Source organism: Rhodococcus sp. DT1 (assembly GCF_049844875.1).
Lineage (GTDB): Bacteria > Actinomycetota > Actinomycetes > Mycobacteriales > Mycobacteriaceae > Rhodococcus.
Genome location: NZ_JBNCLW010000002.1, coordinates 367,109 through 388,489, shown reverse-complemented (window position 1 = coordinate 388,489; position 21,381 = coordinate 367,109). Strand labels below are relative to the sequence as shown.

The 21,381-nt window shown below is 66.2% G+C and carries 23 protein-coding genes and 1 riboswitch; of the genes, 11 read left to right on the top strand and 12 right to left on the bottom strand.

The features are described from left to right. Positions 1 to 35 precede the first annotated feature (35 nt). Entirely contained in the window at positions 36 to 1,325 is a 1,290-nt protein-coding gene (locus ACLQ3J_RS06025) for an adenylosuccinate synthase (RefSeq protein ID WP_169619125.1), read from the bottom strand. A 260-nt stretch (positions 1,326 to 1,585) separates the two neighbouring features. Between ACLQ3J_RS06025 and ACLQ3J_RS06020 the strand changes: the two genes are divergently transcribed. Then, positions 1,586 to 2,251, top strand: coding sequence for a hypothetical protein (locus ACLQ3J_RS06020; RefSeq protein ID WP_206036418.1), 666 nt, complete (start codon positions 1,586 to 1,588; stop codon positions 2,249 to 2,251). 10 nt (positions 2,252 to 2,261) lie between these two features. Here ACLQ3J_RS06020 and ACLQ3J_RS06015 read toward each other — a convergent pair whose 3' ends face one another. The 4 genes from ACLQ3J_RS06015 to ACLQ3J_RS06000 form a co-directional block, all read right to left on the bottom strand. Next, positions 2,262 to 3,677 carry a DUF2252 domain-containing protein gene (locus tag ACLQ3J_RS06015; RefSeq protein ID WP_425902540.1) on the bottom strand — a complete coding sequence of 472 codons (1,416 nt, stop codon included), beginning with the start codon at positions 3,675 to 3,677 and terminating at the stop codon, positions 2,262 to 2,264. 27 nt (positions 3,678 to 3,704) lie between these two features. Then, positions 3,705 to 4,259, bottom strand: a complete 555-nt coding sequence (locus ACLQ3J_RS06010; protein ID WP_425902538.1) for a potassium channel family protein — start codon at positions 4,257 to 4,259, stop codon at positions 3,705 to 3,707. Positions 4,260 to 4,321: 62 nt separating this feature from the next. Continuing rightward, positions 4,322 to 5,155: a class II glutamine amidotransferase gene (locus tag ACLQ3J_RS06005; RefSeq protein WP_425902536.1), complete on the bottom strand. Its 834-nt coding sequence runs from the start codon at positions 5,153 to 5,155 to the stop codon at positions 4,322 to 4,324. Between the two features lie 102 nt (positions 5,156 to 5,257). After that, complete coding sequence (locus tag ACLQ3J_RS06000; RefSeq protein WP_425902534.1) at positions 5,258 to 5,836, bottom strand: TerD family protein; 579 nt, start codon at positions 5,834 to 5,836, stop codon at positions 5,258 to 5,260. A 152-nt stretch (positions 5,837 to 5,988) separates the two neighbouring features. Between ACLQ3J_RS06000 and ACLQ3J_RS05995 the strand changes: the two genes are divergently transcribed. Then, positions 5,989 to 6,660 carry a (2Fe-2S)-binding protein gene (locus ACLQ3J_RS05995; protein ID WP_425902532.1) on the top strand — a complete coding sequence of 224 codons (672 nt, stop codon included), beginning with the start codon at positions 5,989 to 5,991 and terminating at the stop codon, positions 6,658 to 6,660. A gap of 59 nt (positions 6,661 to 6,719) precedes the next feature. Here ACLQ3J_RS05995 and ACLQ3J_RS05990 read toward each other — a convergent pair whose 3' ends face one another. Further along, positions 6,720 to 7,469 (bottom strand): IclR family transcriptional regulator, encoded by a 750-nt coding sequence (locus ACLQ3J_RS05990; protein ID WP_425902530.1) that lies wholly within the window; start codon positions 7,467 to 7,469, stop codon positions 6,720 to 6,722. Continuing rightward, a complete protein-coding gene (locus ACLQ3J_RS05985) occupies positions 7,466 to 8,983 on the bottom strand; it encodes an APC family permease (RefSeq protein WP_425902528.1) in 1,518 nt (505 codons plus the stop codon). The genes ACLQ3J_RS05990 and ACLQ3J_RS05985 overlap by 4 nt, the downstream gene beginning before the upstream one ends. A 289-nt stretch (positions 8,984 to 9,272) precedes the next feature. Here ACLQ3J_RS05985 and ACLQ3J_RS05980 point away from each other — a divergent pair, with 289 nt between their 5' ends. Genes ACLQ3J_RS05980 through tatA form a run of 3 tightly spaced genes read left to right on the top strand, consistent with a single transcriptional unit; the run spans position 9,273 to position 11,741 of the window. Continuing rightward, the gene (locus tag ACLQ3J_RS05980; RefSeq protein ID WP_425902749.1) at positions 9,273 to 10,850 is read left to right on the top strand and encodes a flavin monoamine oxidase family protein; all 1,578 of its coding nucleotides are present in this window, start codon (positions 9,273 to 9,275) and stop codon (positions 10,848 to 10,850) included. Positions 10,851 to 10,875: 25 nt separating this feature from the next. Then, a complete protein-coding gene (locus tag ACLQ3J_RS05975; RefSeq protein ID WP_169619113.1) occupies positions 10,876 to 11,550 on the top strand; it encodes a Rid family hydrolase in 675 nt (224 codons plus the stop codon). Positions 11,551 to 11,558: 8 nt separating this feature from the next. Beyond that, positions 11,559 to 11,741, top strand: a complete 183-nt coding sequence (gene tatA, locus ACLQ3J_RS05970; protein ID WP_240951848.1) for a Sec-independent protein translocase subunit TatA — start codon at positions 11,559 to 11,561, stop codon at positions 11,739 to 11,741. 37 nt (positions 11,742 to 11,778) lie between these two features. Here tatA and ACLQ3J_RS05965 read toward each other — a convergent pair whose 3' ends face one another. After that, positions 11,779 to 12,657: an SDR family oxidoreductase gene (locus ACLQ3J_RS05965; protein WP_425902748.1), complete on the bottom strand. Its 879-nt coding sequence runs from the start codon at positions 12,655 to 12,657 to the stop codon at positions 11,779 to 11,781. Between the two features lie 142 nt (positions 12,658 to 12,799). On the opposite strand from ACLQ3J_RS05965, the gene ACLQ3J_RS05960 reads away from it, so the two are divergent. Continuing rightward, positions 12,800 to 12,991 (top strand): hypothetical protein, encoded by a 192-nt coding sequence (locus tag ACLQ3J_RS05960; RefSeq protein WP_425902525.1) that lies wholly within the window; start codon positions 12,800 to 12,802, stop codon positions 12,989 to 12,991. A 52-nt stretch (positions 12,992 to 13,043) separates the two neighbouring features. On the opposite strand, the gene ACLQ3J_RS05955 is transcribed toward ACLQ3J_RS05960, so the two are convergent. Next, positions 13,044 to 13,847, bottom strand: coding sequence for an SDR family NAD(P)-dependent oxidoreductase (locus ACLQ3J_RS05955; protein WP_378528068.1), 804 nt, complete (start codon positions 13,845 to 13,847; stop codon positions 13,044 to 13,046). 181 nt (positions 13,848 to 14,028) lie between these two features. On the opposite strand from ACLQ3J_RS05955, the gene ACLQ3J_RS05950 reads away from it, so the two are divergent. Then, complete coding sequence (locus ACLQ3J_RS05950; RefSeq protein WP_425902522.1) at positions 14,029 to 14,904, top strand: class II glutamine amidotransferase; 876 nt, start codon at positions 14,029 to 14,031, stop codon at positions 14,902 to 14,904. A gap of 38 nt (positions 14,905 to 14,942) precedes the next feature. Here the strand turns inward: ACLQ3J_RS05950 and ACLQ3J_RS05945 are convergent, their stop codons facing one another. After that, entirely contained in the window at positions 14,943 to 15,401 is a 459-nt protein-coding gene (locus tag ACLQ3J_RS05945) for a MarR family winged helix-turn-helix transcriptional regulator (protein ID WP_169619103.1), read from the bottom strand. 69 nt (positions 15,402 to 15,470) lie between these two features. Between ACLQ3J_RS05945 and ACLQ3J_RS05940 the strand changes: the two genes are divergently transcribed. Further along, a complete protein-coding gene (locus ACLQ3J_RS05940) occupies positions 15,471 to 16,055 on the top strand; it encodes a maleylpyruvate isomerase family mycothiol-dependent enzyme (RefSeq protein ID WP_169651375.1) in 585 nt (194 codons plus the stop codon). Here the strand turns inward: ACLQ3J_RS05940 and ACLQ3J_RS05935 are convergent. Both ACLQ3J_RS05935 and ACLQ3J_RS05930 read right to left on the bottom strand, forming a co-directional pair. Beyond that, entirely contained in the window at positions 16,036 to 16,611 is a 576-nt protein-coding gene (locus ACLQ3J_RS05935; protein ID WP_425902519.1) for a TetR family transcriptional regulator, read from the bottom strand. The genes ACLQ3J_RS05940 and ACLQ3J_RS05935 overlap by 20 nt on opposite strands. A 9-nt stretch (positions 16,612 to 16,620) precedes the next feature. After that, complete coding sequence (locus ACLQ3J_RS05930; protein WP_169651376.1) at positions 16,621 to 18,087, bottom strand: MFS transporter; 1,467 nt, start codon at positions 18,085 to 18,087, stop codon at positions 16,621 to 16,623. A gap of 189 nt (positions 18,088 to 18,276) precedes the next feature. Between ACLQ3J_RS05930 and ACLQ3J_RS05925 the strand changes: the two genes are divergently transcribed. The 3 genes from ACLQ3J_RS05925 to ACLQ3J_RS05915 all read left to right on the top strand — a co-directional run bounded on the left by ACLQ3J_RS05925 (position 18,277) and on the right by ACLQ3J_RS05915 (position 21,307). Then, a complete protein-coding gene (locus ACLQ3J_RS05925; protein ID WP_169651377.1) occupies positions 18,277 to 18,831 on the top strand; it encodes a hypothetical protein in 555 nt (184 codons plus the stop codon). Positions 18,832 to 19,005: 174 nt separating this feature from the next. Further along, positions 19,006 to 19,710, top strand: a complete 705-nt coding sequence (locus tag ACLQ3J_RS05920) for a DUF899 domain-containing protein (RefSeq protein WP_169651378.1) — start codon at positions 19,006 to 19,008, stop codon at positions 19,708 to 19,710. Between the two features lie 169 nt (positions 19,711 to 19,879). After that, positions 19,880 to 20,064, top strand: a riboswitch (cobalamin riboswitch). Between the two features lie 97 nt (positions 20,065 to 20,161). Then, the gene (locus ACLQ3J_RS05915) at positions 20,162 to 21,307 is read left to right on the top strand and encodes an ABC transporter substrate-binding protein (protein ID WP_425902516.1); all 1,146 of its coding nucleotides are present in this window, start codon (positions 20,162 to 20,164) and stop codon (positions 21,305 to 21,307) included. Positions 21,308 to 21,381: the final 74 nt, after the last annotated feature.

The window sequence follows — 21,381 nt, the reverse complement described above, 5'->3', positions numbered from 1 at the left end:
GCCGCGCAACCGGTTTCAGTGCGGCGCGGCCTGTGTCAGCGAATGACGTCGCGGCGCACGATCGTCTCGTCGCGGCCGGGACCGACACCGATGCACGAGATGAACGCTCCGGAAAGCTCTTCGAGACGCAGCACGTAATCCTGAGCGTTCTTCGGAAGCTCTTCGAAGGTGCGGGCGTGGGAGATGTCCTCCCACCAACCGGGCATCTCTTCGTAGATCGGCTTGGCGTGGTGGACGTCGGTCTGCGTCATCGGCATCTCGTCGACACGGACCCCGTCGACGTCGTAGCCGACGCAGATCGGCACGGTGTCGAGCCCGGACAGCACGTCGAGCTTGGTGAGGAAGTAGTCGGTGATGCCGTTCACGCGGGTGGCGTAACGGGCGATCACGGCGTCGAACCACCCGGTGCGGCGCGCGCGACCGGTGGTCACACCCACCTCGCCGCCCTTCTTCGCCAGGTACTCACCGTGGTGGTCGAACAGTTCGGTCGGGAACGGGCCCGAACCGACACGCGTGGTGTACGCCTTGAGGATGCCGAGCACCGTCGTGATCTTCGTCGGTCCGATGCCCGATCCGACTGCCGCGCCACCCGCGGTGGGGTTGGACGACGTCACGTACGGATAGGTGCCGTGGTCCACGTCGAGCAACGTGCCCTGCGAGCCCTCGAGCAGAACCGTCTCACCGCGGTCGAGTGCCTTGTTGAGCTCGAGGCGGGTGTCGGTGATGCGGTGCTTGAATCCCTCGGCCTGGGTGAGGACTTCTTCGACGACCTGCTCGGGATCGAGCGCCTTGCGGTTGTAGATCTTGACGAGCACCTGGTTCTTGAACTCGAGCGCCGCCTCGACCTTCTGAGTGAAGATCTTCTCGTCGAGAACATCGGCGACGCGCACGCCGACGCGGGCCAGTTTGTCCTGGTAGCAGGGGCCGATTCCGCGGCCGGTGGTGCCGATCTTGCTCTTGCCGAGGAAGCGCTCGGTGACTTTATCGATCGCCACGTGGTACGGCATGATCAGGTGCGCGTCGGCCGAGAGCAGCAGGCGGGACGTATCGACGTCGCGCTCTTCGAGGCCGGCGAGTTCGGTGAGCAGCACGCCCGGATCCACGACGACACCGTTGCCGATGACGTTGGTGACGCCCGGGGTCAGGATGCCCGAGGGGATCAGGTGCAGAGCGAACTTGTCGCCGTTGGGCAGCACCACGGTGTGCCCGGCGTTGTTTCCGCCCTGGTAGCGCACGACCCACTGCAGACGTCCACCGAACAGGTCCGTAGCTTTGCCCTTGCCCTCGTCGCCCCATTGGGCTCCGATCAGGACGATTGCCGGCATGTCGCGCTCTCCTCAGACAGGTGTTACGTGCGGGCGGTCTCGCCTGCAGGGTCCTGCCCTGGAACCGGACAGCAGCCGGGACCACAGTGTAGTCCACCCTGCCACGGCCTCCGGCTCCGGCACCGGTATCGGCACGATCCGGGTGGCAGCTGCAGGAGGACTCGCGGCACCGCCGCGCGTCCCACCCCCGCCCGGCGCCTTCCGATTAGAGTGGACCGAAGCCTGCAACCGTACGAACCCGACATTCGCGAGGAGTTCTGTTGACCCCGGTAGTGTTCAGATGTGGCGAGGTACCCCTGCCGCTGACTCTCACCCCGGAGACGACGCTGTCCGCTCCCGCGCTTCCGGAGAAGGACGATTTCGAGGATGTCCTCGCCCAAGCGGACTCGGTGGACAACCCCCGGCTGATCGTCGTCGGAGACGATGCCGCATTCGCCGCGACACTGACCCGGCTGATGCGCCTCGATCGGCTCGACGACATCGAACTCGCGTACGTACCCGAGTCGCGCACTCCGGCCACCGAGGCATACGGCCTGCGCAGCGGCTCGAAAGCGGCCACCATCGCATTGCGCGGTGAGGCGAAGCCGATTCCGCTGATCCGGGACGACGCCGGCATCGCGCTCGTCGGCCGGGCGCTCGTGTGTGGCGACGAGTCCGGTCTCGTCGGGGAGGCCTACGTCGACGACACCCGCCTGTTCTCCGGCACGGTGCCCGGTATCCGGGTCGAGCCCACACCGGCGATGCCGGGACTGCGCGCCGCAATCGACCGGCCGCGCTGGTTCGGCGGTTACAAGTGGCTGACGGGACGAGCGATGCAACTGGGTTCGCCGGCCGCGACCGTCACCCGCGACGGGGTCGCGAATCCCCGCCCCCTCAAACGCTCCACCTTCTACCGGCACGACAAGAACTGGCTCCTGGTGCGCTGACCCGTCGCGCTCACACACCGGTGCGCGCGGCGACTCGACCCGAATCGATCGCGGCGACCAACTCCTGGTGATCGCGAACATTCCTCTCCGCATAGGTATCCGCGAACCCCGCAATCGCGTCGTCGAATTCGTTGCCCGATCCCAGATAGGACGCGATCGCGATGCGGTCTCCCCCGCGCGCGTGGCCGTACGCGAGGACACGGGCGCACAACCGCCCGTACAGCTCCATACCTCTCGGCGTCATCGCCTCCACCACCGCGGACCCCTTGCCGTCCCGCAACTGCCGGACGTAGAAGTCACGCCGGACACCGTCGACACCGGGCCCCTGCTGCCATCCGAGGAAGATGTCACTCGCAGCCTGCATGAGCCGTTGGCCGTGCACCACCCGCTCCCCTTCGTTCTCGTACTGCGGCCCGTCGACGTACCCCGCAAGTACCGACCGCTGTGCTTCCTTGGCCTGTAATACCAGCGGATCGTCGTCCTTGCCCCGCATCAGGACGATCCATGCCCGGGTGCCCACGCTGCCGACACCGACGACTTTCCGCGCGGCCTGGACGAATTCGAACTGCGCGAGCAGGGTGCGGCGATCCGATTGAAGTGTGGAGGCGTATTCGCGGAGCCGCCGACGCAGTTCGTCGTAGAGCTGCGTGGCATCGGCGTCGGCGAACACTTCCTCGACCGGCACGATCAGAGGTGGCCGGCTGGTGATCGTGCGGCGGCCGTCCACGACGGAGGTCAGTTTTCCGGCCGCTTGCACGCTGTCGCTGTGTACCGACTTCTCGAGCAGCTTCCGCACACGTTTTTTCATGGACGAATCGAGTTCGTCGCGGAGTTCCACCAGTTCGGTGGTCGGCTGGATCCGGGAGTACCAGACCGCGAGGTTCCCCCGCTCTGCCTGCTCGAGCATCGTTTCCCGATACTCGGACGCGCAGGCAGTGGTGATGCGCCGCCGCTGCCTCCGGGTGAACTCGTTGTCCTTCGCTGCGATCGCGAGACTGGCCGCGAGTCGTTTGACATCCCATTCGAACGGGCCGGGATAGGTCTCGTCGAAGTCGTTGACGTCGAACGCCAATTTCCTTTCGGGCGTGGCGAAGATGCCGAAATTGGACAGGTGCGCGTCGCCGCAGAGTTGGGTGGTCAGCCCGCTCGACGGGGTCCGCGACAGATCGTCCGCCATGACGAGCGCGGCACCGCGGTAGAACGCGAAGGGCGACGACGCCATGCGGCCGTGCCGGATGGGGACCAACTGGGGCACCCTGGTCTCGGCTTGCGCCAACAGCAGATCGATCGGGGAACGGCCGGGAGCGGCGCCGCAGTCGGCGAGCGAGTCGAGGGGCGTCGAGCGTCGTGCGTGCTTCCCTCGGGCTCTCCGTGCTCGGGGATCGAGATGCACCTCGGTGTGTGTCGGGATGTCGGGTACGGCCACGATTTCCGTTCCTTTCGGGTGGCGGTCCTACCCACCCGGGGGAGTGCCGGGAAGGTTCTGACGCTGCTGCCGACGCCACTGCACCACGCCGGTCAGTACACGGATCCCGACGGCGAGGAACACCAGATTGGCGACGATCTGGAGGGACACGACCGCTCTCGTCGAATCCGTGGTGGCCACGATGTCGCCGAATCCGACCGTGGCGAACACGGTGAGACAGAAATAGAGTGCGTCGACCCGCGAGAGCACCTCACTGAATCCCTGCGCGTTCGCAGCGGACAGCAGGTAGTAGAACGCGGCGTAACCGACGAGGTACAAGGCAACAGTGGCAGCGGCCGCTTCGACGGCCTGCACCGCCGGGTAGTGGGACGCCAGTACCTTCTTGACCTGCCAGACCGCCACCGTACCCACCGCGAGAACCCCCACAATCAGGAGGAACACTGCCCCCAGATCCCCGACACCGTCGAGCGGTGCGAGAAAGTAGACGGTCAGCAGCACCACGGTTGTCAGCAACGGCCGCACACCGGCCGACCACAACAACCTGCGGGTGGACCGGCCTCCGGTCGGTAGCCGGCCGGTCACGCGCCGCCTCCGACCCCGGTATCACGGGTTGCCGACGCGGACACGATGTCGCCCCGCGCTGTCTACGCCGCACCCAGTGGAACGAAAGGAACGATGTCGTCGCGGCCTTCGCGGACGATCGCCGCGGACCCTTCGGGCATTTCGTTCCACGCCCCCGGCAAGTCCCGTATAGGTTCGGACACAACCAATCTCGCGGTCATACCGAAACGCTGGAGTGCCTCGACCTCCGGATGCAGCGAGCGCAATCGTGAGATCTCGGTGGAGTAGAACAGCGAGCGCGTTTTTCCTTCGCTCGAGTAGCGGAACGCCCACACCGTGACGCCGTCCGTGGTGGCGGCACTCATCTGCACCGGAGCGTCGATGTCGTATTGCCGGGCGAGATGCTCGACCAGTCCCACTGCCCGCCCCACCGCGCCGAGAGGGTCTTCCCGGAGGCCGAACGTCAACGCCAGAAAGAAGAGCACTTCCGAGTCGGTGGACCCTTCGATGTACGGGTAGAGATCCGGTTCGATGGCGAAGGCCAGATCCCGTTTCATCCGCTCGAATCCTTCGATGCATCCGTTGTGCATCCACAGCCAGTTCTCGTGCCGGAAGGGGTGGCTGTTGCTCCGCTGGACGGCACTTCCGGTCGATGCCCGGATGTGGGCGAACAACAAATGGGTACTCACCTGCGACGCGACTTCACGAAGATTCTCGTCGTTCCACGCCGGATCGATGCCCTTGAACACCGCGGGTCGCTCGCCCAGGCCGTACCAGCCGACCCCGAAGCCGTCACCGTTGGTCGTGGTGGCACCGAGATGCGAGTGCAGGCTCTGATCGATCAGCGAATGCTCCGGCCTGAACAACAAGTCTTCGGCAAGAATCGGATCGCCGGAGTAGGCCATCCATCTACACATCACACCAGTGTCGCACCGGGAGTCCGCCTGCACGAGGTGATCGCAGCAGATCGGGTGGCGGCGCCGCGGGCCCGGTCACGAGCCCGCGGCGCGCCTGCGGGGTCAGCCGATGCTGACACCGTAGTCGCGGGCGATTCCCGCGAGGCCGGACGCGTAGCCCTGGCCGATCGCGCGGAACTTCCATTCGGTGCCGCGCCGGTACAGTTCACCGAAGACCATCGCGGTCTCCGACGACGCGTCCTCGCTCAGGTCGTAGCGCGCGAGTTCGCGATCGTTGGAGCGGTCGACCACCCGGATGAACGCGTTGCGCACCTGACCGAACGACTGCCCGCGCGCGTCGGCGTCGTGAATCGATACCGGGAATACGACGGACTGCACCTCGGCGGGCACTGCCACGAGGTCGACGTTGATCGACTCGTCGTCACCCTCTCCCTCGCCGGTCAGGTTGTCGCCCGTGTGCTCGACCGATCCGTCCGGCGAACGCAGGTTGTTGTAGAAGACGAAGTGTTGGTCCGAGAGCACCTTGCCGTTCGCGCCCGTGACGAGAGCACTGGCGTCGAGGTCGAAATCGGCGCCGGTCGTAGCCCGGACGTCCCAGCCGAGACCGACCGTCACCGCAGTGAGGTTCGGAGCCTCCTTCGACAACGAGACATTTCCGCCCTTGGCCAAACTCACACCCATGCCGGTCCTTTCGATCGGTTGTCGTGAGACCTACGATAGTCGGCCCGCCGAAGCGGGCGATTCGGCGTGCTCGCGCCGTGCTACGTTGCCGACGTCGCACGACGGCACGAGCGAGCCGGCGGATGGAGTGGACGAACGAGAGCAGGAGTGCCGTGGCCCAGGAGAATGCGACGTCGGGCGCGACCGAGGTGCTCGAACGGATCTCGGCACTGAGTCCCTTCTTCGCGGCCGGGACCGGAGAAGTGCCCGACGGCCGATGGCAACCCACCACCACACTGCGTGAGCGCACGACCCGTGACCACCTCGTGACCGCTACGGCCGAGCGGATGAGCACCGACGAGATGCGGGTGGCCGCTTCGACGGTGTTCTTCGCTTACGCCGCGCGCGTGTGGTCGATCGCGATCGGGTCCGTCACGCTGTCCGGACGTTGTATCGGCCTCGACCCGGAGCAGGTGCTGTGGCGGTCCGACGGTGGCACCGTGCTGTTGCACGTCGCCGAACCGCGATTCGGTGATTCCGTTGCCGTCGAGGTGCTCGACCGGCAACTCGAGCCGCTCGTCGAGGCGTGGCGCGATGTGGTGGCACCCGGGCTGATGTGGGGTAACGCGGCCTCGGCTCTGATCGGTGCGGGGCGAATGATCGGCGACGCGGCACTTCCGCAGCTCGACGCGCTTCTGGACGACCCGCGATTGACCGACAGCATCGACCGAGCGACAGGAATGCGTCGTAGCTGCTGCCTGTTCTACCGCACCGCCAACGCAGGTGTGTGCGGCGATTGCCCCTTTCCCACCCCGCCCGCTCGGACCGTGAATCCGTCGTTCTGACAAGCATTTCCGCTCGGTACGCCCGCACGGTTCGTGTGCCGGATCGGACGGAACCTCGGTTACGAGACCGAGGTCGACCCGTGTAGGACAGAAGCGTAGGAGCGCAAGAGATCCCGGATCTCCGGATCGTTCACGCTGAGCCGTCCGGTGCGCCCGATGGCGGTCAGCGCTCCGGTGAGCCGATGGTCGTTAGTGCGCACCGGGACCGCGAGCGCTGACCGGCCGATGCGACTCTCGTCGACCTCGCACGCGGCATCTTCGTCACGTACACGTTCCAGTTCCGCCCTCAGTTCGGCTGGTTCGGTCTTGGTGCATTCGGTGATCCGGCGGAGCGGGCCGGGCCCGATCAGTTCGGGCCGCTGAACGAGCAGCAGTTTTCCGATCGCCGACGCGTGCAGGTGCGTCGTCCAGGTCGACTCGCCGGACAGTTCGTGGTCGGGGTCTCGGTCGACGAGGCGGACCCGGCCACCCGTGTAGGACACCAGGTAGATGCCGTACCGGAGCTGTGCCCGCAACTCCTCGAGGACAGGACCCGGATCGATGTCCACAGGGGGCGCCGGTGCGGCGGCAGCGAGTTCGCGGGTACGCCGTCCGAGCGCGAAACCCGACAGGTCTTCGACCCGAACAAGGTAACCGTCTGCCACGAGGAGATTGAGCAGACGGTAGGCAGTCGCGGGCGGGATCGCTGTCAGCGCCGCGACGTCACGAGCCGATGCGCCGGCACCGAGGGTGGCAACGGCTTCGAGGAGAGCGAGCGCACGCTGAACGGCCCGGGGTTCGTGCCCACCCTGCCCGGCCCGGACGCTCACCGCCGTACCGCGTTCGGATGATCGGATCCGACGAGGGCGACGCGGCCGCGCCCGGTCTCCGCGAAGGCGCCGGCCCCGGGAAGCACATCCTTCGATTCGGGGCTGTCGAAGACGCCGATGTCGGCGAGGGTGGCCGGTCGCGTTCGTCGCAGGTGCCGGTGCCACAGGACCGGAACCGCGAGCACGACGAGCAACGCCGTCAGAGCGCCGAACCGTCCCTCCAGCGCGTGGCCGATCACGATGTACCCGGTGACCACCCCACCGAGAGTCGCAGCGAGGCGGCATGTCCAGGTGATTGCCGGCGTCGACTCCCGGATACGAGCGAGGAACACCACCGCCGCGACCGCGACCAGGACGTACGCGACCAGAAGAACGACGCGCAGCGTGACACCGGCCCAGTTGGGCACCTCACCCCGGACCGCGAGGACCGTCGCACCGATCGCGAGACAGGACACCGCGGAGACGAGCGCAACCCAGGGTGTGCGGAGCCTCCGGTGTACCGAGCCCAGCCCAGCCGGCAGAACGCCTTCGACGCCCATCGAATACAGCAGCCTGGACGCGGCGTTGGAGGACGCCATCGCCGACGCGAGCCACGAGCAGGCCATCCCGAGGTGCAGCAAGGCCACCACCACCGGACTGACGCCGGTCGAGGTGCCGTACAGATAAGCCCCCACGAGGGTGTCGGCGTGGCCGCTCCACGCGGCCCAACCGGCGAACACGAACAGCGCTCCACACAGTGCCGGTGTGGCGATCACGGTGCGGGTTACGGTGATCATCGGACGGCGCGCCTCGGGCGCGACGAACGTCGCGCTCTCGAATCCTGCGAGGGCGAAGAGCGCGGACAGAACTACAGGAAGCAGGAGACCGGTCCCGGATCCCGGAAAAGGCTGCACCGGTACCGATTCCGCACCGGGAATCACCATCAGGCCGACGATGAAAATCAAGGAACAGGATTCGATCACAAGGATCGCCAGCGCCGCGAACCGGACACCACGCAACAATGCCGCAAGGATCGCCGCGGCGATCAGGAGATACACCACCGCGGTCGCCGGCCCGCGGATGCCGATGCCGCACTGTGCGGCGATCGCGATCACCGCGTGACCTCCGTGGTACAGCGTCAGCGCGCCGCTCCCGAGATACTTCACCGCCATCGCGACGCCCGTCGTCAGAGCCGCACGTGGGCCCAGACCTTTTGCGACGAACGCGTACAGCCCGCCCGAGGCAACCATGCGGCGGGTGAACAGCGCTGTGCACCAAGCAATCAGAGTGACCAGCACAGTTGCAGCCACCACGGCGATCACACCGGACATCAACGCGTGGTGGGTGAGCATCGCGGCGGGCAGCAGGACCATCGATGCCGCCGGGGCGGTCGTCGCGACCGATTGAGCGAGCACCTCCCATCCCGACAGTTGCCTGCGCCCCAAAGCTCGCAGTGGCGACACTGCCGGGCGTTCCGGTTCCCGGTGCGCGAACGACCGCGCGATCGCATCGGCCAGCGCAGACGTTTCGGTCATGATGCCTCCCCACCCGCCGGCGTGCTCGTGCCGGCCGCGCAGACCGTACGCGCATCGTGTTACCCCACGGTTTCTTCGGCAAGTCGTATGAGGTCTTCCGAGTGAGAGGGATTGCTCGCGACGTTTCTCACTCGCCGCTGCCGAACCGTTTCTTCGCCGTATCCGGCGGGAAGCACACCGCCTCCACGATTGCTCCGAACGACGGCGCGGGCACAGGACGTCCGCGGCCTGGAGCAGACGTCGTGAGCGCGATGGGAGCCATGAAGTGAGTGTCACCAGAAGATCATTCATGCGGGGCCTCGGCATGACCGGAGGCGTCGGACTCGCCTACGGGGCGATGTCGACCATAGGTCTCGCCCCCGCGGCAGCCACCTCACCGAACAGGTTCCAGCCTCCCGCGATGGGCGACCTCATCGGCAAGGCCCCGGGAAAGCAGTCGGTCGTCGTGCTCGGCGGCGGTCCCGCAGGTCTGTGCGCTGCGTACGAACTCCGTAAGGGCGGCTACGACGTCACGGTACTCGAGGCTCGCACCCGGCCGGGCGGACGCGTCTACTCGGTGCGCGGCGGCACCACGGAAACCGAGATCGGCGGAGACACTCAGACCTGCACCTTCGCCGACGGCCATTACTACAACCTCGGGGCCACCCGCATCCCGCAGAGCCACATCACCCTCGATTACTGCCACGAACTCGGCGTCGAGGTCCAGCCGTTCGGCAATCAGAATGCGAACACGCTCGTCCATTACAGTAGTGACACCGCTATCTCGGGACAGTCGGTCCAGTACCGCGCCGCGAAGGCGGACACCTACGGCTACATGTCCGAACTCCTCCACAAAGCCGCGTCGAGGGGTGCGCTCGACGACGTCCTCTCCCCCGACGACAAGGAGGCGTTGTCGGAGTTCCTCAGCGACTTCGGTGACCTGTCCAGCGACGGCCGTTACCTCGGCTCCACCCGACGCGGCTACTCGGGCGAACCCGGTGCCGGCCTGAACTTCGGCACCGAGACCGAACCGTTCCCGATGAGCGACGTCATCCGGTCCGGCCTCGGCCGCAACTTCAGCTTCGAGTTCGGCTACGACCAGGCGACGACGATGATGACCCCCGTCGGCGGTATGGACCGGATCTACTACGCCTTGCGGGACAAGATCGGTACCGACCGGATCCACTTCGGTGCCGAAGTGACCTCGATGAAGAACGTTCCCGACGGCGTCGCCGTGACCTACACGCAGGACGGCGCACGGAAGTCGATCACCGCCGACTACTGCATCTGCACCGTTCCGCCGAATCTGGTCGGCCGTTTCGACAACAACTTGCCCGCGGAAGTACTCAAAGCGCTGTCCGCCGCCGTTCCCGCCTCGGCCGGCAAGCTCGGCATCGAATACACCCGGCGCTGGTGGGAAACGGAAGACCGCATCTACGGCGGCGCTTCGAACACGGACAAGGACATCACCCAGATCATGTTCCCGTACGACCACTACGGCTCGGACCGAGGAGTCGTCGTCGGGTACTACACCAGCGGACGGCGGCACCTCGCGTTCGAATCCCTCACTCAAAAGCAGCGTCTGGACAAAGCCGTGGCAGAGGGCATGTCGATCCACGGCGAGAAATACGGCCGGGACATCGCCTCGTCCTTCTCGGGTAGCTGGCGTCGCATGAAGTACTCGGAAGGCGCCTGGACGAACTGGAAGGGCGCCGGTGACTCGCACGGGGGTGCCGCCACCCCCGAGTACGAACTGTTGCTCGAACCCGTTGACCGCATCTACTTCGCAGGGGACCACCTCTCCAACGCAATCGCCTGGCAGCACGGCGCCTTCACCTCTGCCCGCGATGTCGTCACGGCGCTGCACCAGCGCGTCGCCGCAGCCTGACCACCTTCGATCTCCAGGAGCACTCATGAAGCGCACCACCCTCCGCGCCGCGGCGTTGGCCGCGAGCCTGGCCACCACCACCGCCATCCTGACTTCCTGCTCGTCCGACGACGACCCCGGCGCGCCACCCAGCGAGACGACTGCCGTGGCGCAGGCGGTTCTCGAGCCCGGCGAGGCGAACCCGATGATCGCGCAGGGCGTGACGATCAGTTCCGGTGCGAGGGTATACAAATCCAGCGGTCTGGGGCCGACTGCGGCGAATACGGCAGCACCTCAGGGCACCCCGGAGTCGTACATCGACTCACAGTTCGCCGACGGTGAGCTGCCCGACGGTGTCACCGTAACCGAAGCCCAAGGGATCAACGTCCTCAAGAACATTCGCGCGAACCTCGAAGCGCAGGGACTGACTCTTGCCGATGTCACCACCATGCGGGTGTTCCTCGACAACGCGCCCGGCACCGACAGAGCGGACTACGCCGGCTGGAACCGCGCCTATCGTCAGTTCTTCGCGAACACGAATCTCGACACCGGGGACACCGAACTGGTGCCCCTGGGAACCGCAGAGCCGGCCGCACCGCTCGAACGCAATGCCGCACGGCCCACGCGGTTCGCGCTGGAGGTCGGCAGCCTTCCCGTTCCGGGCTGGCTCGTCGAGGTCGAGGTCGACGCGGTGTACCCGACGGACGGGATGGCGGGCTGATGGGCGCGATGAGCCCGGCACATTGGGCGGTCGTCGCGGTGGTCCTGCTCGTTCTGTTCGGGTCGAAGAAGCTCCCCGAAGCTGCGCGAGGGCTGGGCAGATCACTTCGGATCCTGAAGTCCGAGGTCGGCGAGATGCACGCCGACGATTCCCGGCCCGCGTCGACCGACACTCCGAGCATCACCGGATAGGCAGCAGGTACCCCGGGCACCCCGGGGTACCTGCTCGTCAGGTGAAGGGCACCCCGCCGGTGACCGCGATGGTCTCCCCGGTGATGTAACTCGAGTCCTGCGAGGCGAGGAACACGTACGCGGGAGCGAGTTCCGCCGGCTGTCCGGGACGGCCGAGCGGCACATCCTTACCGAAATTCTCGTACGCATCCTTCGGCATGGTCGCAGGAATCAACGGCGTCCAGATAGGGCCGGGTGCAACAGCATTGACGCGAATACCCTTACTCGCGACGTCTGCGGCAAGCCCTTTGGTGAAGTCGACGATGCCGGCCTTCGTGGTGGCGTAATCGAGGAGACCAGGTGAGGGGTTCACCGCCTGGATCGAGGTGGTGTTGACGATCGTCGATCCCGGTTCCATCCGGGCCACTGCGAATTTCGACAACCAGAACAGGGCATAGAGATTCGTCTTCATGACGCGATCGAACCCGTCCGTGGTCATGTCGGCGATCCCACCGGGAACCAGGTGCTGGTAGGCAGCGTTGTTGACCAGGATGTCGATACCACCGAACTCCGAGACGGTCGTGGCGACGAGGTGTCGGCAGAAGTCTTCTTCCCGGATGTCTCCGGGCACGAGCACGGCGCTCCGTCCCGCCGCTTCGACGAGTTCGGCGGTCCGTCTGCCGTCCTCGCCTTCTTCCGGGAGATGGCAGAGGACGACGTCTGCTCCTTCCCGCGCGAAGGCGATCGCCACGGCACGCCCGATACCGGAATCACCACCGGTGATCAGTGCACGCCGGTCGAGAAGTTTTCCGGAGCCCCGATACGCCAGTTCGCCGTGGTCCGGAGCAGTGACGAGTTCGTCGGTCGCGCCGGAGTAGGTGATCTCGGGTTGCTGCTCCAACGGGGGAACAGGGTGTTGCTCTCCGGGGTGTTGCATCCGGTTCTGGGCCTCGTCGGACACGGTTGCCTCCCTCGGTCGTCGGCCTGTGTTTCCCGGTACCCCGCAGGGAGGTCTTCCACACCGGCGGTTGAGCGCCACCGATATGGGTATTCCGACCGGAACGTCGCAACGGAGGAGCATGTCAGTGGCCGACCACAAAGACCCCGAAACCACGTCGACCGAACACGGGAGCGACGATGCGGCGCCCGACGTCGTCTCCGACCCCGCCCGCTCCACCGAAGGCGAGTCGACCGAGTGGACCACCGAAGGCGGAGCTACGCCTGCGGGTCCGGCCACCGAGACGGAGAACTCCGAGGAGAAGAACTCGTAAGCACGGGGCCCCGCCGGCCGCCGTGGGCTCGGCGCCACGGGTCGCCGTGGGCTCAGCGATCGACGAGCGATCCCATTTTCTTCGCCACCATGTCGATCGTGCGGCGCGGCATGAGCCGCGAGAGCAGGTCGATCATCGTGGCGTCCTTGCCGATACACATACGGAACGTGCCCTTTTCGATCGCGTTGGCGATGCGCAGCGCCGCCTCGGCGGACGAGGTGATCTTCGCAGCGCCCGCATCGGTGTCGCGGCCCGGAATGGACGCCCCCGAATTCTCGGCGATGCCGGTGCGGATCGCGCCGGGGAAGACGAGCGTCACGGCGACGTTCGTGGTGCGAAGCTCCGCGAACAGCCCTTCGGTCAGAAGCTTTACTGCGGCCTTGCTGGCGCCATACACGGACTGACCCGGCACCGGTGCGAGGCCGCCCATGCTGGAGACGTTGAGCAGGCTGGCCTCCGGACGCTTCGTGAGCTCGGGAAGGAACGCCTTGCACATGTGCACGACGCCCCAGTAGTTGACATCCATCACCTTCGACATCTCGTCGTACGACAGTTCGGCGAACGGCACGAAGTGCTGGATGATCCCGGCGACGTTCGCGATGCCGTCCACCTGCCCGTGAGCAGCGACGACCTCGCCGACGAGCGCCTCGACGGCGGTGCGATCCGATACGTCCGCGGTGTGGGTTGTCAGCCTGTCGCCGGCGGCGGGCGCCAGTGCCCGCGTACCGTCGAGCGCTTCACTGCGAAGGTCGACGGCTGCAACCCGTGCGCCGCGCACGAGAAGTTCGAGGACGACGTCGCGCCCGATTCCGTTGCCGCCGCCGGTGACGACGAATACCTTGTCGCGTATCCGCATATGCTCCCTTTCGTTTTCCTCACGGTAGCCCCGATCGGGAACTCTCGTCTTCCGCGCGAGGACCATTCGGGGCGGATCGCACTCACGGGCGCAACCCGATCTCGGGTGTGAACCGGCCCGGAGCGACCTCGGGCCTGGTCATACTGGTGATGATCCGGCCTCGAGCGAGAGGACGACGGCAATGTGCCGATTGTTCGGGATGTCCGCAGCACCCCATCGAGTGCACGCCACATTCTGGCTCCTCGACGCCGAAGACAGCCTCGCCGAGCAGAGTCGCCGAATGCCCGACGGAACCGGTCTGGGGACCTTCTCCGCCGACGGCACCCCGATGCTCGAGAAGCAACCGATCGCGGCATACGAGGACCGTCAGTTCGCGCTCGAGGCCAGGGAGCGGGAGTCCCGGACCTTCGTCGCCCACGTCCGGTACGCGACCACGGGAGGCACCGTCCTCGCGAACACCCATCCGTTCGAACAGAACGGCAGGTTGTTCGCCCACAACGGGGTGATCGAAGACCTTCCGCTGCTGGAAGCCGAACTCGGCGACTACCGCACTCTCGTGCACGGCGATACGGATTCGGAGCGATTCTTCGCGCTGATCACCCGCCACATCGACGAGCAGGGCGGTGATGTCGGTGCCGGAATCGCGGCGGCCGTCGGATGGGTCGCCGACCGGCTGAGAATACTGTCGCTGAACTTCGTGCTCGTGACCGCCGAGGAGTTGTGGGCGTTCCGTTACCCGGACACCCACGACCTCATGGTCCTGCAGCGGCGTTCCGGCGGGCCGAGCGGAGGCCGTCATCTCGAGCACGCGAGTGCCGCCGGAACGGTGCGTGCTCGCTCGGGCGATCTGTCCAGCCGGCCAGCCGTTGTGGTGGCCACGGAGCGGATGGACGAGGACCCGGACTGGGAGTCGCTGGCGTCGGGAGAACTTCTTCATGTCGGACCTCGTCACGAGGTGTCACGAACGATGATCGCGGAGCACGAACCGCGTCACCGGTTGACGCTCGAGGATCTCACGGGCCGCGCCAGGGCCGCCCAGGCTCCCAGCGCACCGTGACGGTGCCGTCACCGCGATTCGTCTCGCCGACCGGTGCGTCACCGATTTCGGAGGTCGGTGATCTCGCGGAGATCCGTCAGGATCTCGCGCAGTTGCGCCGTTCGGCGTGCACCGAGGTGGACGGCCCATTCCGCCTCGACGTCGGCCACGACACGCGCGGCGGCCTCGACGGCGCGGCGTCCCCGCTCGGTGATCTGTACGAGTTTTGCGCGGGCATCTCGCGGATCGGGCGCCCTCATGACATAACCCGCCCGTTCGAGTCCGTCTACGAGAAAGCCGGCGGTCTGCTTCGTGATCTGCGCGGCGACCGCAAGATCGGTGATCCTCGAGCCTTCCGGGTGCAGTCGCTGGAACACTCGCGCCTGAGCAAGCGACAGATCGTCGAAGCCGTCCTCCCGAAGGACTTCGAGGACGCGATTCTCGAGCGCCCGGTACGGAATGAACAGCAGCAGACCTAGATTGACGCCGGGTGCTCTTACGGCTGTTTCTTCGTTCATCGAATCCCTTGACGCATCGTTCCGGCAGACGCACAATAGTACGAGAATCTTACCAATTCGAGGTGTGCCATGGACGCCGAACAATATTGGACAATCATCGCCGCCGAACGCCGCGCCACCGCGGATCTCCTCGCGACTCTCACCGAAGAACAATGGCGTACACCGTCACTCGCTGAGGGGTGGCTCGTCCGGGACGTCGCAGCACATCTGGCACTGGCATCGCAGCCACCCTCCGTGCCGGCACTCCTCCGCGACCTGTTGCGCGCGTGGGGCAGTTTCGACCGGATGAACCACGACACGGCCGTGCGCTACGCCGAGACACGCAGAAATTCCCAGCTCGCCGACGAGTTGCACGACAACGCCGAGTCGCGCCGGCTCCCCGCACCGACCAACTACAAGAACACCCTCGTCGACGTACTCGTACACGAACAGGACATCGCGAGACCACTCGGAATCGACCGCCCGATGCCGCTCGATGCGGCGCGTGCCGGTGCCGACCACGTCTGGTCGATGGGTTTTCCGTACCGTGCGCAGCGAAAACTTCGGGGCTACAGGCTCGTTGCCACCGACGTCGATTGGGCTGCCGGCGCGGGCGAAGAGGTGCGCGAGCCCATCTCGCTACTGTTGCTGCACCTCACCGGCCGGAATCTATGACTTGCTGGATGAGTCCGCCGTAGGTCTCGATGAGTTCCTCGTTCCCGACGTCATCCGCTGTGAGCACCTCGAAGGTGCGCAGCCCACCGGCGAGTCCGAGCAGGAGCGTCACGATGATCCGCGAACGCACCAAGCCTTCCGACTGCTCACCGATCGTTGCCGCGATCCGCGGCACGACACGCGTCACCATCTTCTGCCGGGCGATCTCCGGGTCGGGTGCCTCTTGAACGAAAAATGGTGCCATGGCCCAGAATTCGTAGTCTCCCGTGTCTCGTCGCTCGACGAGGGCACGCACCATCCGGCAACCGATCGACTCGTCCGGGCGCTCGATATCGGCTAGACCCGGCGCGTCGGGCGCAGCGGCCTGGAACAGTTGGGCCTTGCTGCCGGTCAGTTTCATCACGAGGGCGGGCGATACGCCCGCAGCCTCGGCGACATCTCTGATCGTGGTTCCGCTGAAACCACGTTCGGCGAACAACGTTCTGGCGGCATCGAGGATGATCTCGCGGGTGCTCGGTTCACCCACGTCGGCACCCGGCCCGAGGAACTCCGGCATGCGCGGGCGTCATGATCCGGCCGGTGCCGTCACCGCGGTCGTCGTCGCCGGGCCCACCGGGGAAGGCTGCGCGGGTCGCTGTTTCGGAAGGAACATGGCAGCCAGCGTAGCCAAGAACGTGGCGGCGCCCGCGATCGCGAACATCGCGACGATGGCCCCGTGCGCGGGGAACGCGCGTCCCCCCAGTTCGACCGTCAACCCGGTCAGGAGCGCGGCGACGACCGCGCTCATGCTCGACGCTCCGATCGTGCGGAGCAGACTGTTGAGCCCGTTGGCGGCGGCCGTCTCTGTGAGCGGAACGGCTGCCATGATCAACGCGGGCATCGTCGCGTAGGCCATCGCGTTGCCGATGCTGACGAAAACGGCACCGACGATGATGAGGACGACGGTGTCGTCGAACGCGATGCGGAACGCGTAGGACGCCGTCATGACGAGTGTCGCGGTGATGAGGGTGGCACGCCCGCCGAACCGAGAGGCCACTCGTGCCGACAGCGGCGAGAAGAGCAGCATGGCGATACCTCCCGGCACCATGCACAGCCCGGCCGCTGCCGCACTGAGCCCGAACCCGAAGCCGGTGATCTCGGGGAGCTGCAGTTGCTGGGTAGTCGAAAGAGTGTTCGCGTAAGCGGCGAATCCGACGAACAGCCCAGCGATGTTGGTCAGCAGCACCGTCCTGCGCATGGACACGCGGAGGTCGACCATCGGTGCGGGGACCCGCAATTCGTACGGCACCCAGACGGCGAGGACGAGGACGGCAACGACCAGGCTCGCGACGGTCTGCGGGCTCGACCAACCCCACGCGGGCCCTTTCGAGATTCCGAGGAGCAGCGCAGTCAGCGCGGCGGACAGCAGCAGCGCTCCGACGATGTCGAATCGCCCCCGGGTGCCGGTGGCGCTTGCCGGGACGACGAGCAGAATCCCCAGCAGGAGCAGACATCCGGCGGCTGCAGAGACCCAGAAAACCGACGACCAGCCGAAACTGTCGTAGAGCACACCTGCGGTGGGCAGGCCCAGCGCGCCCCCGATCCCCATCGTGGCGCTAGTGAGCGCCACGGCGCCGGCGACTTTCTCCCGCGGGAGCACATCACGGAGCACAGCCATCGCCACCGGGATGAGCGCGGACGAGAATCCCTGCAGGGCACGGCCGATCAGGACTGCGAGAAAGGTTCCGCCGAGCGCTGCGATCAATGATCCGACGACCATCATCGACAGCGCCAGCACCATCATTCGGCGCTTGCCGAACATGTCGGCCAGCCGAGAGACGATCGGTGTGGCCACAGCTCCGGTCAGCAAGGTGATGGTGACCAGCCAGGTGGCGTCCCCGGCGGACACGTCGAGAAGCTCTGGGAAGTCCGGCAACAACGGAATGACCAGCGTGGTCTGTAATGCGGCAACCAGTCCTGCCAGGCTCAGCAGCGCGGTGATCGTGCCGCTCGAGGCGGGCTGTCTGCGTGCCTCGTTTTCCGCACTTCGCATTCCGTTCTCCTCCCTCCGGGGTGAACGTTGTTCACCCCGCAAGAGTGAACGGTGTTCACCCCTCGCATGTCAACTCGGGAGCACTGACAACCCAGGATCCGAACGCCCGATAGCGGCGCCCGTCACAACAACGGAGTAATACTGTAATCACAGCAAATCTGCACGTCGATGCGTCCGAGGAGGACGATCATGCGACATCACCACATGAATTCACCCGGCTTCGGGCGACCAGGCGGCTGGCAGCAGGCACATGTGCCCGACGCGGGGGACGCCACCGAATGGTTCGCCGGACGACTGCCCGACGACTGGTTCACCGGTCCCGCCACCGTCGAGGTCGACCGCGAGGAGATCACCGTGATCGGGGAACTTCCCGCACCCGACGACACATCGGCCGCTGCCGTAGACGGCCGCATCTCCCGCTTCCGCGAAAGCACCCGCCCCGACCGAATGCGTATCGCCGACGAAGCCGAGGCCCGCTACGGGCGCAAGGTCGCCTGGGGAGTCACGGTCGGTGAACGCCACGTCCTGTTCACCCACCTCGCAGTCCCGGTGATGACGCGGCTGAGGCAGCCCGAACGGAAGGTACTGGACACGCTCGTCGACGCGGGCGTCGCCCGGTCTCGCGCCGACGCTCTGAAGTGGGCGGTCCGGCTCGCCGGGCAGCACTCGGAGGAGTGGCTCACCGAACTGCGTGAGGCGATGAAAAAGGTCGACGATCTCCGATCCGAGGGTCCTCAGATCTGACGATCCACTCGCTACATCACGCGACGACGCGACGACGCGACGACGCGACGAGCGAGACAAGCGGATTCGCTATGTCCGTTAACCATCCATCGGCCGAGGCGAAACGAGCGCGATGACTTCCGGGTGGCTGCCGGGTCACAACTGCAGACCAGATCCATCGACCTCGGAGGCATCATGACCCAGCAAACCTCGAGCGCCCTACCCCCGGTCGTCGACCGGCAGACCTGGCAGACCGCGCTGGACGACTTACGCAGACGCGAAAAGGCCGCCACCCGCGAACTCGACGCCATCGCCGCGCAGCGGCGCAGACTCCCGATGGTCGAACTGCCCGACTACACACTGATCGGACCGGACGGTCCGATCCGGCTGGCCGACGTGTTCGACGGCCGCTCACAACTGATCGTCTACAACCACATGTGGTCCGACGGCGAGGAATGGCAGTGCGGTGGCTGCACCGGCCTCACCTCGCAGTGGACCCGGCTGGGCATCCTCGACAACTACGACGCCGGCTTCGTCATCGTCACCAACGGGCCCATCGGCGAAGCTCTGGCATACAAGGCGAAGACCGGCAACATGATGGACTGGTACTCGTCTTCGGAGAGTTCGTTCGGAGCGGACGTCGACGCACCGCCCGGGGGTGGCTTCGCGGTCAACGTGTTCCTCCGCGACGGAGACACGGTCTACCGCACCTGGCACACCACCGGCCGCGGCACCGAACAGCTCAGCTACACCTTCCCCTTGGTCGACATCCTGCCGTGGGGACGCCAGGAAGAATGGCAGGATTCTCCCGAGGGCTGGCCGCAATCGCCCACCTACTCGGGATGGCTCGACTCCCCCGACATCGCCCGCCTCTACGGTCCGAACGGCGACATCCGATGACATCCGGGTAGAGACGTGGGGGTCGTCGCGCGTTCGAGGCCGTGCGACGAGAGAGCGACCTGAGCCCGAACCGGTGATCTCGGAGAGTTGCAACCGAGATTCCGAGGAGCAGTGCGGTCAGCGCCGTGAGTTCCGATAGTCGGCGGGCGCAGGCCCACATTTTCGTAGTCGCAAGGTGTGTTAAATTGCCGACGTCATTACGACGACGAACGAGGAAGCCGGTGTGAGTCCGGCGCGGTCCCGCCACTGTAATCGGGGAGCAGACCTCCATTTCGGCCGCGATCCGTCAGGGTCGTAAGGCGGAGGCGAGCGACGATCCGAGAGCCAGGAGACTCCCGTTGTCGTACCTCACTGTCCGGGGCGGATTTCCCCGAGAGAGGGCGTCTTCGCCATGCGCTCACGCGCGGTTTTCCCTGGAGTTCTCCTCACCGTTGCCGTAGTAGGCCTGACCATGAGCGGGTGTTCGTCCGCCACCGGCAGCTCGATCGGCGCCGATACCGGCGCCGACGCCGGGTGCATCACGGACTTCGATGCAACGGTCGACTACTTCCCGGCCAAGTCGGAGATCACCGACGCGGAGAACTTCTCGCTCACCTACGAGAACAGCTACCAGATCCTCACCGTCGACGAACCGTTCTCCGGCGCCGAACCCGAGTCGTACGTGCTGGTCAAGTGCGGTGCGCCTGCTCCGGAGCTCTCAGGTGAGCTGGCCGACGCGCAGCAGATCACGGTGCCCATCACGAGCCTGTACTCGGCGTCGACCACCCATCTGCCCCTCGTGACGGAACTCGGAGTCCTCGACACTCTCACCGGCGTCTCCAACGGCTCTTTCGTCTCCGACGCCGCCGCGCGCGATCGCATCGCCTCCGGGGACGTCGTCGAGTACGCAGCGGGCGGCACCGTCGACACCGAGGCCGTGGTCCTGGCCGCACCTGATGTCCTGATGACCGGCGGTTCGGACGATCCCGCGTACACGCAGTTGCGGGAGTCCGGCATCGGCGTGGTCGCGAACGCCGAGTGGCTCGAGGCCACACCGCTGGGCCGCGCCGAATGGATCAAAGTCATGGCGGCGCTGACCGGCACCGAAGAGCGGGCCGCCGAGGTGTACGGCGACATCCGTACGCGTTACCTCGATGTGGCGGAGACGGCCGCCGCCGCGGACCCCGCTCCGGTACTTCTCGGCGGGATGTCCCAGGGCACTTGGTACATGTCCTCGGGCGGCAGTTTCATGGGCAAGTTCTTCGGCGATGCCGGTGCACAGTGGCCGTGGGACGACGTCACCACCACGGGATCCCTGCCCCTCGACTTCGAGTCGGTGATTGCCCAGGCCTCGGACGCGCCGACGTGGCTGGTCGTCAACAGCTGGACCTCCATCGCCGATGCCCTGGCCGACGACGAGCGCTACGGAAGTCTCGCCGCGATCGGGACGGGCGAGGTATGGAACGCGAACAAGGCCACGAACGAGACCGGCGGTAACGACTTCTACGAACGCGGTGTGCTCCGCCCCGACCTGATCCTGTCCGATCTGGTGGCAATCCTGCACCCCGAAATCCTGCCGGATCACGAGTTCACGTTCTACCGGCAACTGCCGGCGTGACAACCACGCTCGACCCGGCACCCCGGACGCAGGACGGCGTCACGTCGCCTCCTCCTCGCACCGGGCGCGTCGCG

Bases quoted from the DNA above. Each gene is read 5' to 3' on its own strand.
- ACLQ3J_RS06025 (WP_169619125.1), bottom strand. From the start codon at position 1,325: ATGCCGGCAATCGTCCTGATCGGAGCCCAATGGGGCGACGAGGGCAAG.
- ACLQ3J_RS06005 (WP_425902536.1), bottom strand. From the start codon at position 5,155: ATGTGTAGATGGATGGCCTACTCCGGCGATCCGATTCTTGCCGAAGAC.
- ACLQ3J_RS06000 (WP_425902534.1), bottom strand. From the start codon at position 5,836: ATGGGTGTGAGTTTGGCCAAGGGCGGAAATGTCTCGTTGTCGAAGGAG.
- ACLQ3J_RS05985 (WP_425902528.1), bottom strand. From the start codon at position 8,983: ATGACCGAAACGTCTGCGCTGGCCGATGCGATCGCGCGGTCGTTCGCG.
- ACLQ3J_RS05980 (WP_425902749.1), top strand. From the start codon at position 9,273: ATGCGGGGCCTCGGCATGACCGGAGGCGTCGGACTCGCCTACGGGGCG.
- ACLQ3J_RS05975 (WP_169619113.1), top strand. From the start codon at position 10,876: ATGAAGCGCACCACCCTCCGCGCCGCGGCGTTGGCCGCGAGCCTGGCC.
- tatA (WP_240951848.1), top strand. From the start codon at position 11,559: ATGAGCCCGGCACATTGGGCGGTCGTCGCGGTGGTCCTGCTCGTTCTG.
- ACLQ3J_RS05965 (WP_425902748.1), bottom strand. From the start codon at position 12,657: ATGCAACACCCCGGAGAGCAACACCCTGTTCCCCCGTTGGAGCAGCAA.
- ACLQ3J_RS05960 (WP_425902525.1), top strand. From the start codon at position 12,800: ATGTCAGTGGCCGACCACAAAGACCCCGAAACCACGTCGACCGAACAC.
- ACLQ3J_RS05955 (WP_378528068.1), bottom strand. From the start codon at position 13,847: ATGCGGATACGCGACAAGGTATTCGTCGTCACCGGCGGCGGCAACGGA.
- ACLQ3J_RS05950 (WP_425902522.1), top strand. From the start codon at position 14,029: ATGTGCCGATTGTTCGGGATGTCCGCAGCACCCCATCGAGTGCACGCC.
- ACLQ3J_RS05945 (WP_169619103.1), bottom strand. From the start codon at position 15,401: ATGAACGAAGAAACAGCCGTAAGAGCACCCGGCGTCAATCTAGGTCTG.
- ACLQ3J_RS05940 (WP_169651375.1), top strand. From the start codon at position 15,471: ATGGACGCCGAACAATATTGGACAATCATCGCCGCCGAACGCCGCGCC.
- ACLQ3J_RS05935 (WP_425902519.1), bottom strand. From the start codon at position 16,611: ATGCCGGAGTTCCTCGGGCCGGGTGCCGACGTGGGTGAACCGAGCACC.
- ACLQ3J_RS05930 (WP_169651376.1), bottom strand. From the start codon at position 18,087: ATGCGAAGTGCGGAAAACGAGGCACGCAGACAGCCCGCCTCGAGCGGC.
- ACLQ3J_RS05925 (WP_169651377.1), top strand. From the start codon at position 18,277: ATGCGACATCACCACATGAATTCACCCGGCTTCGGGCGACCAGGCGGC.
- ACLQ3J_RS05920 (WP_169651378.1), top strand. From the start codon at position 19,006: ATGACCCAGCAAACCTCGAGCGCCCTACCCCCGGTCGTCGACCGGCAG.
- ACLQ3J_RS05915 (WP_425902516.1), top strand. From the start codon at position 20,162: ATGAGCGGGTGTTCGTCCGCCACCGGCAGCTCGATCGGCGCCGATACC.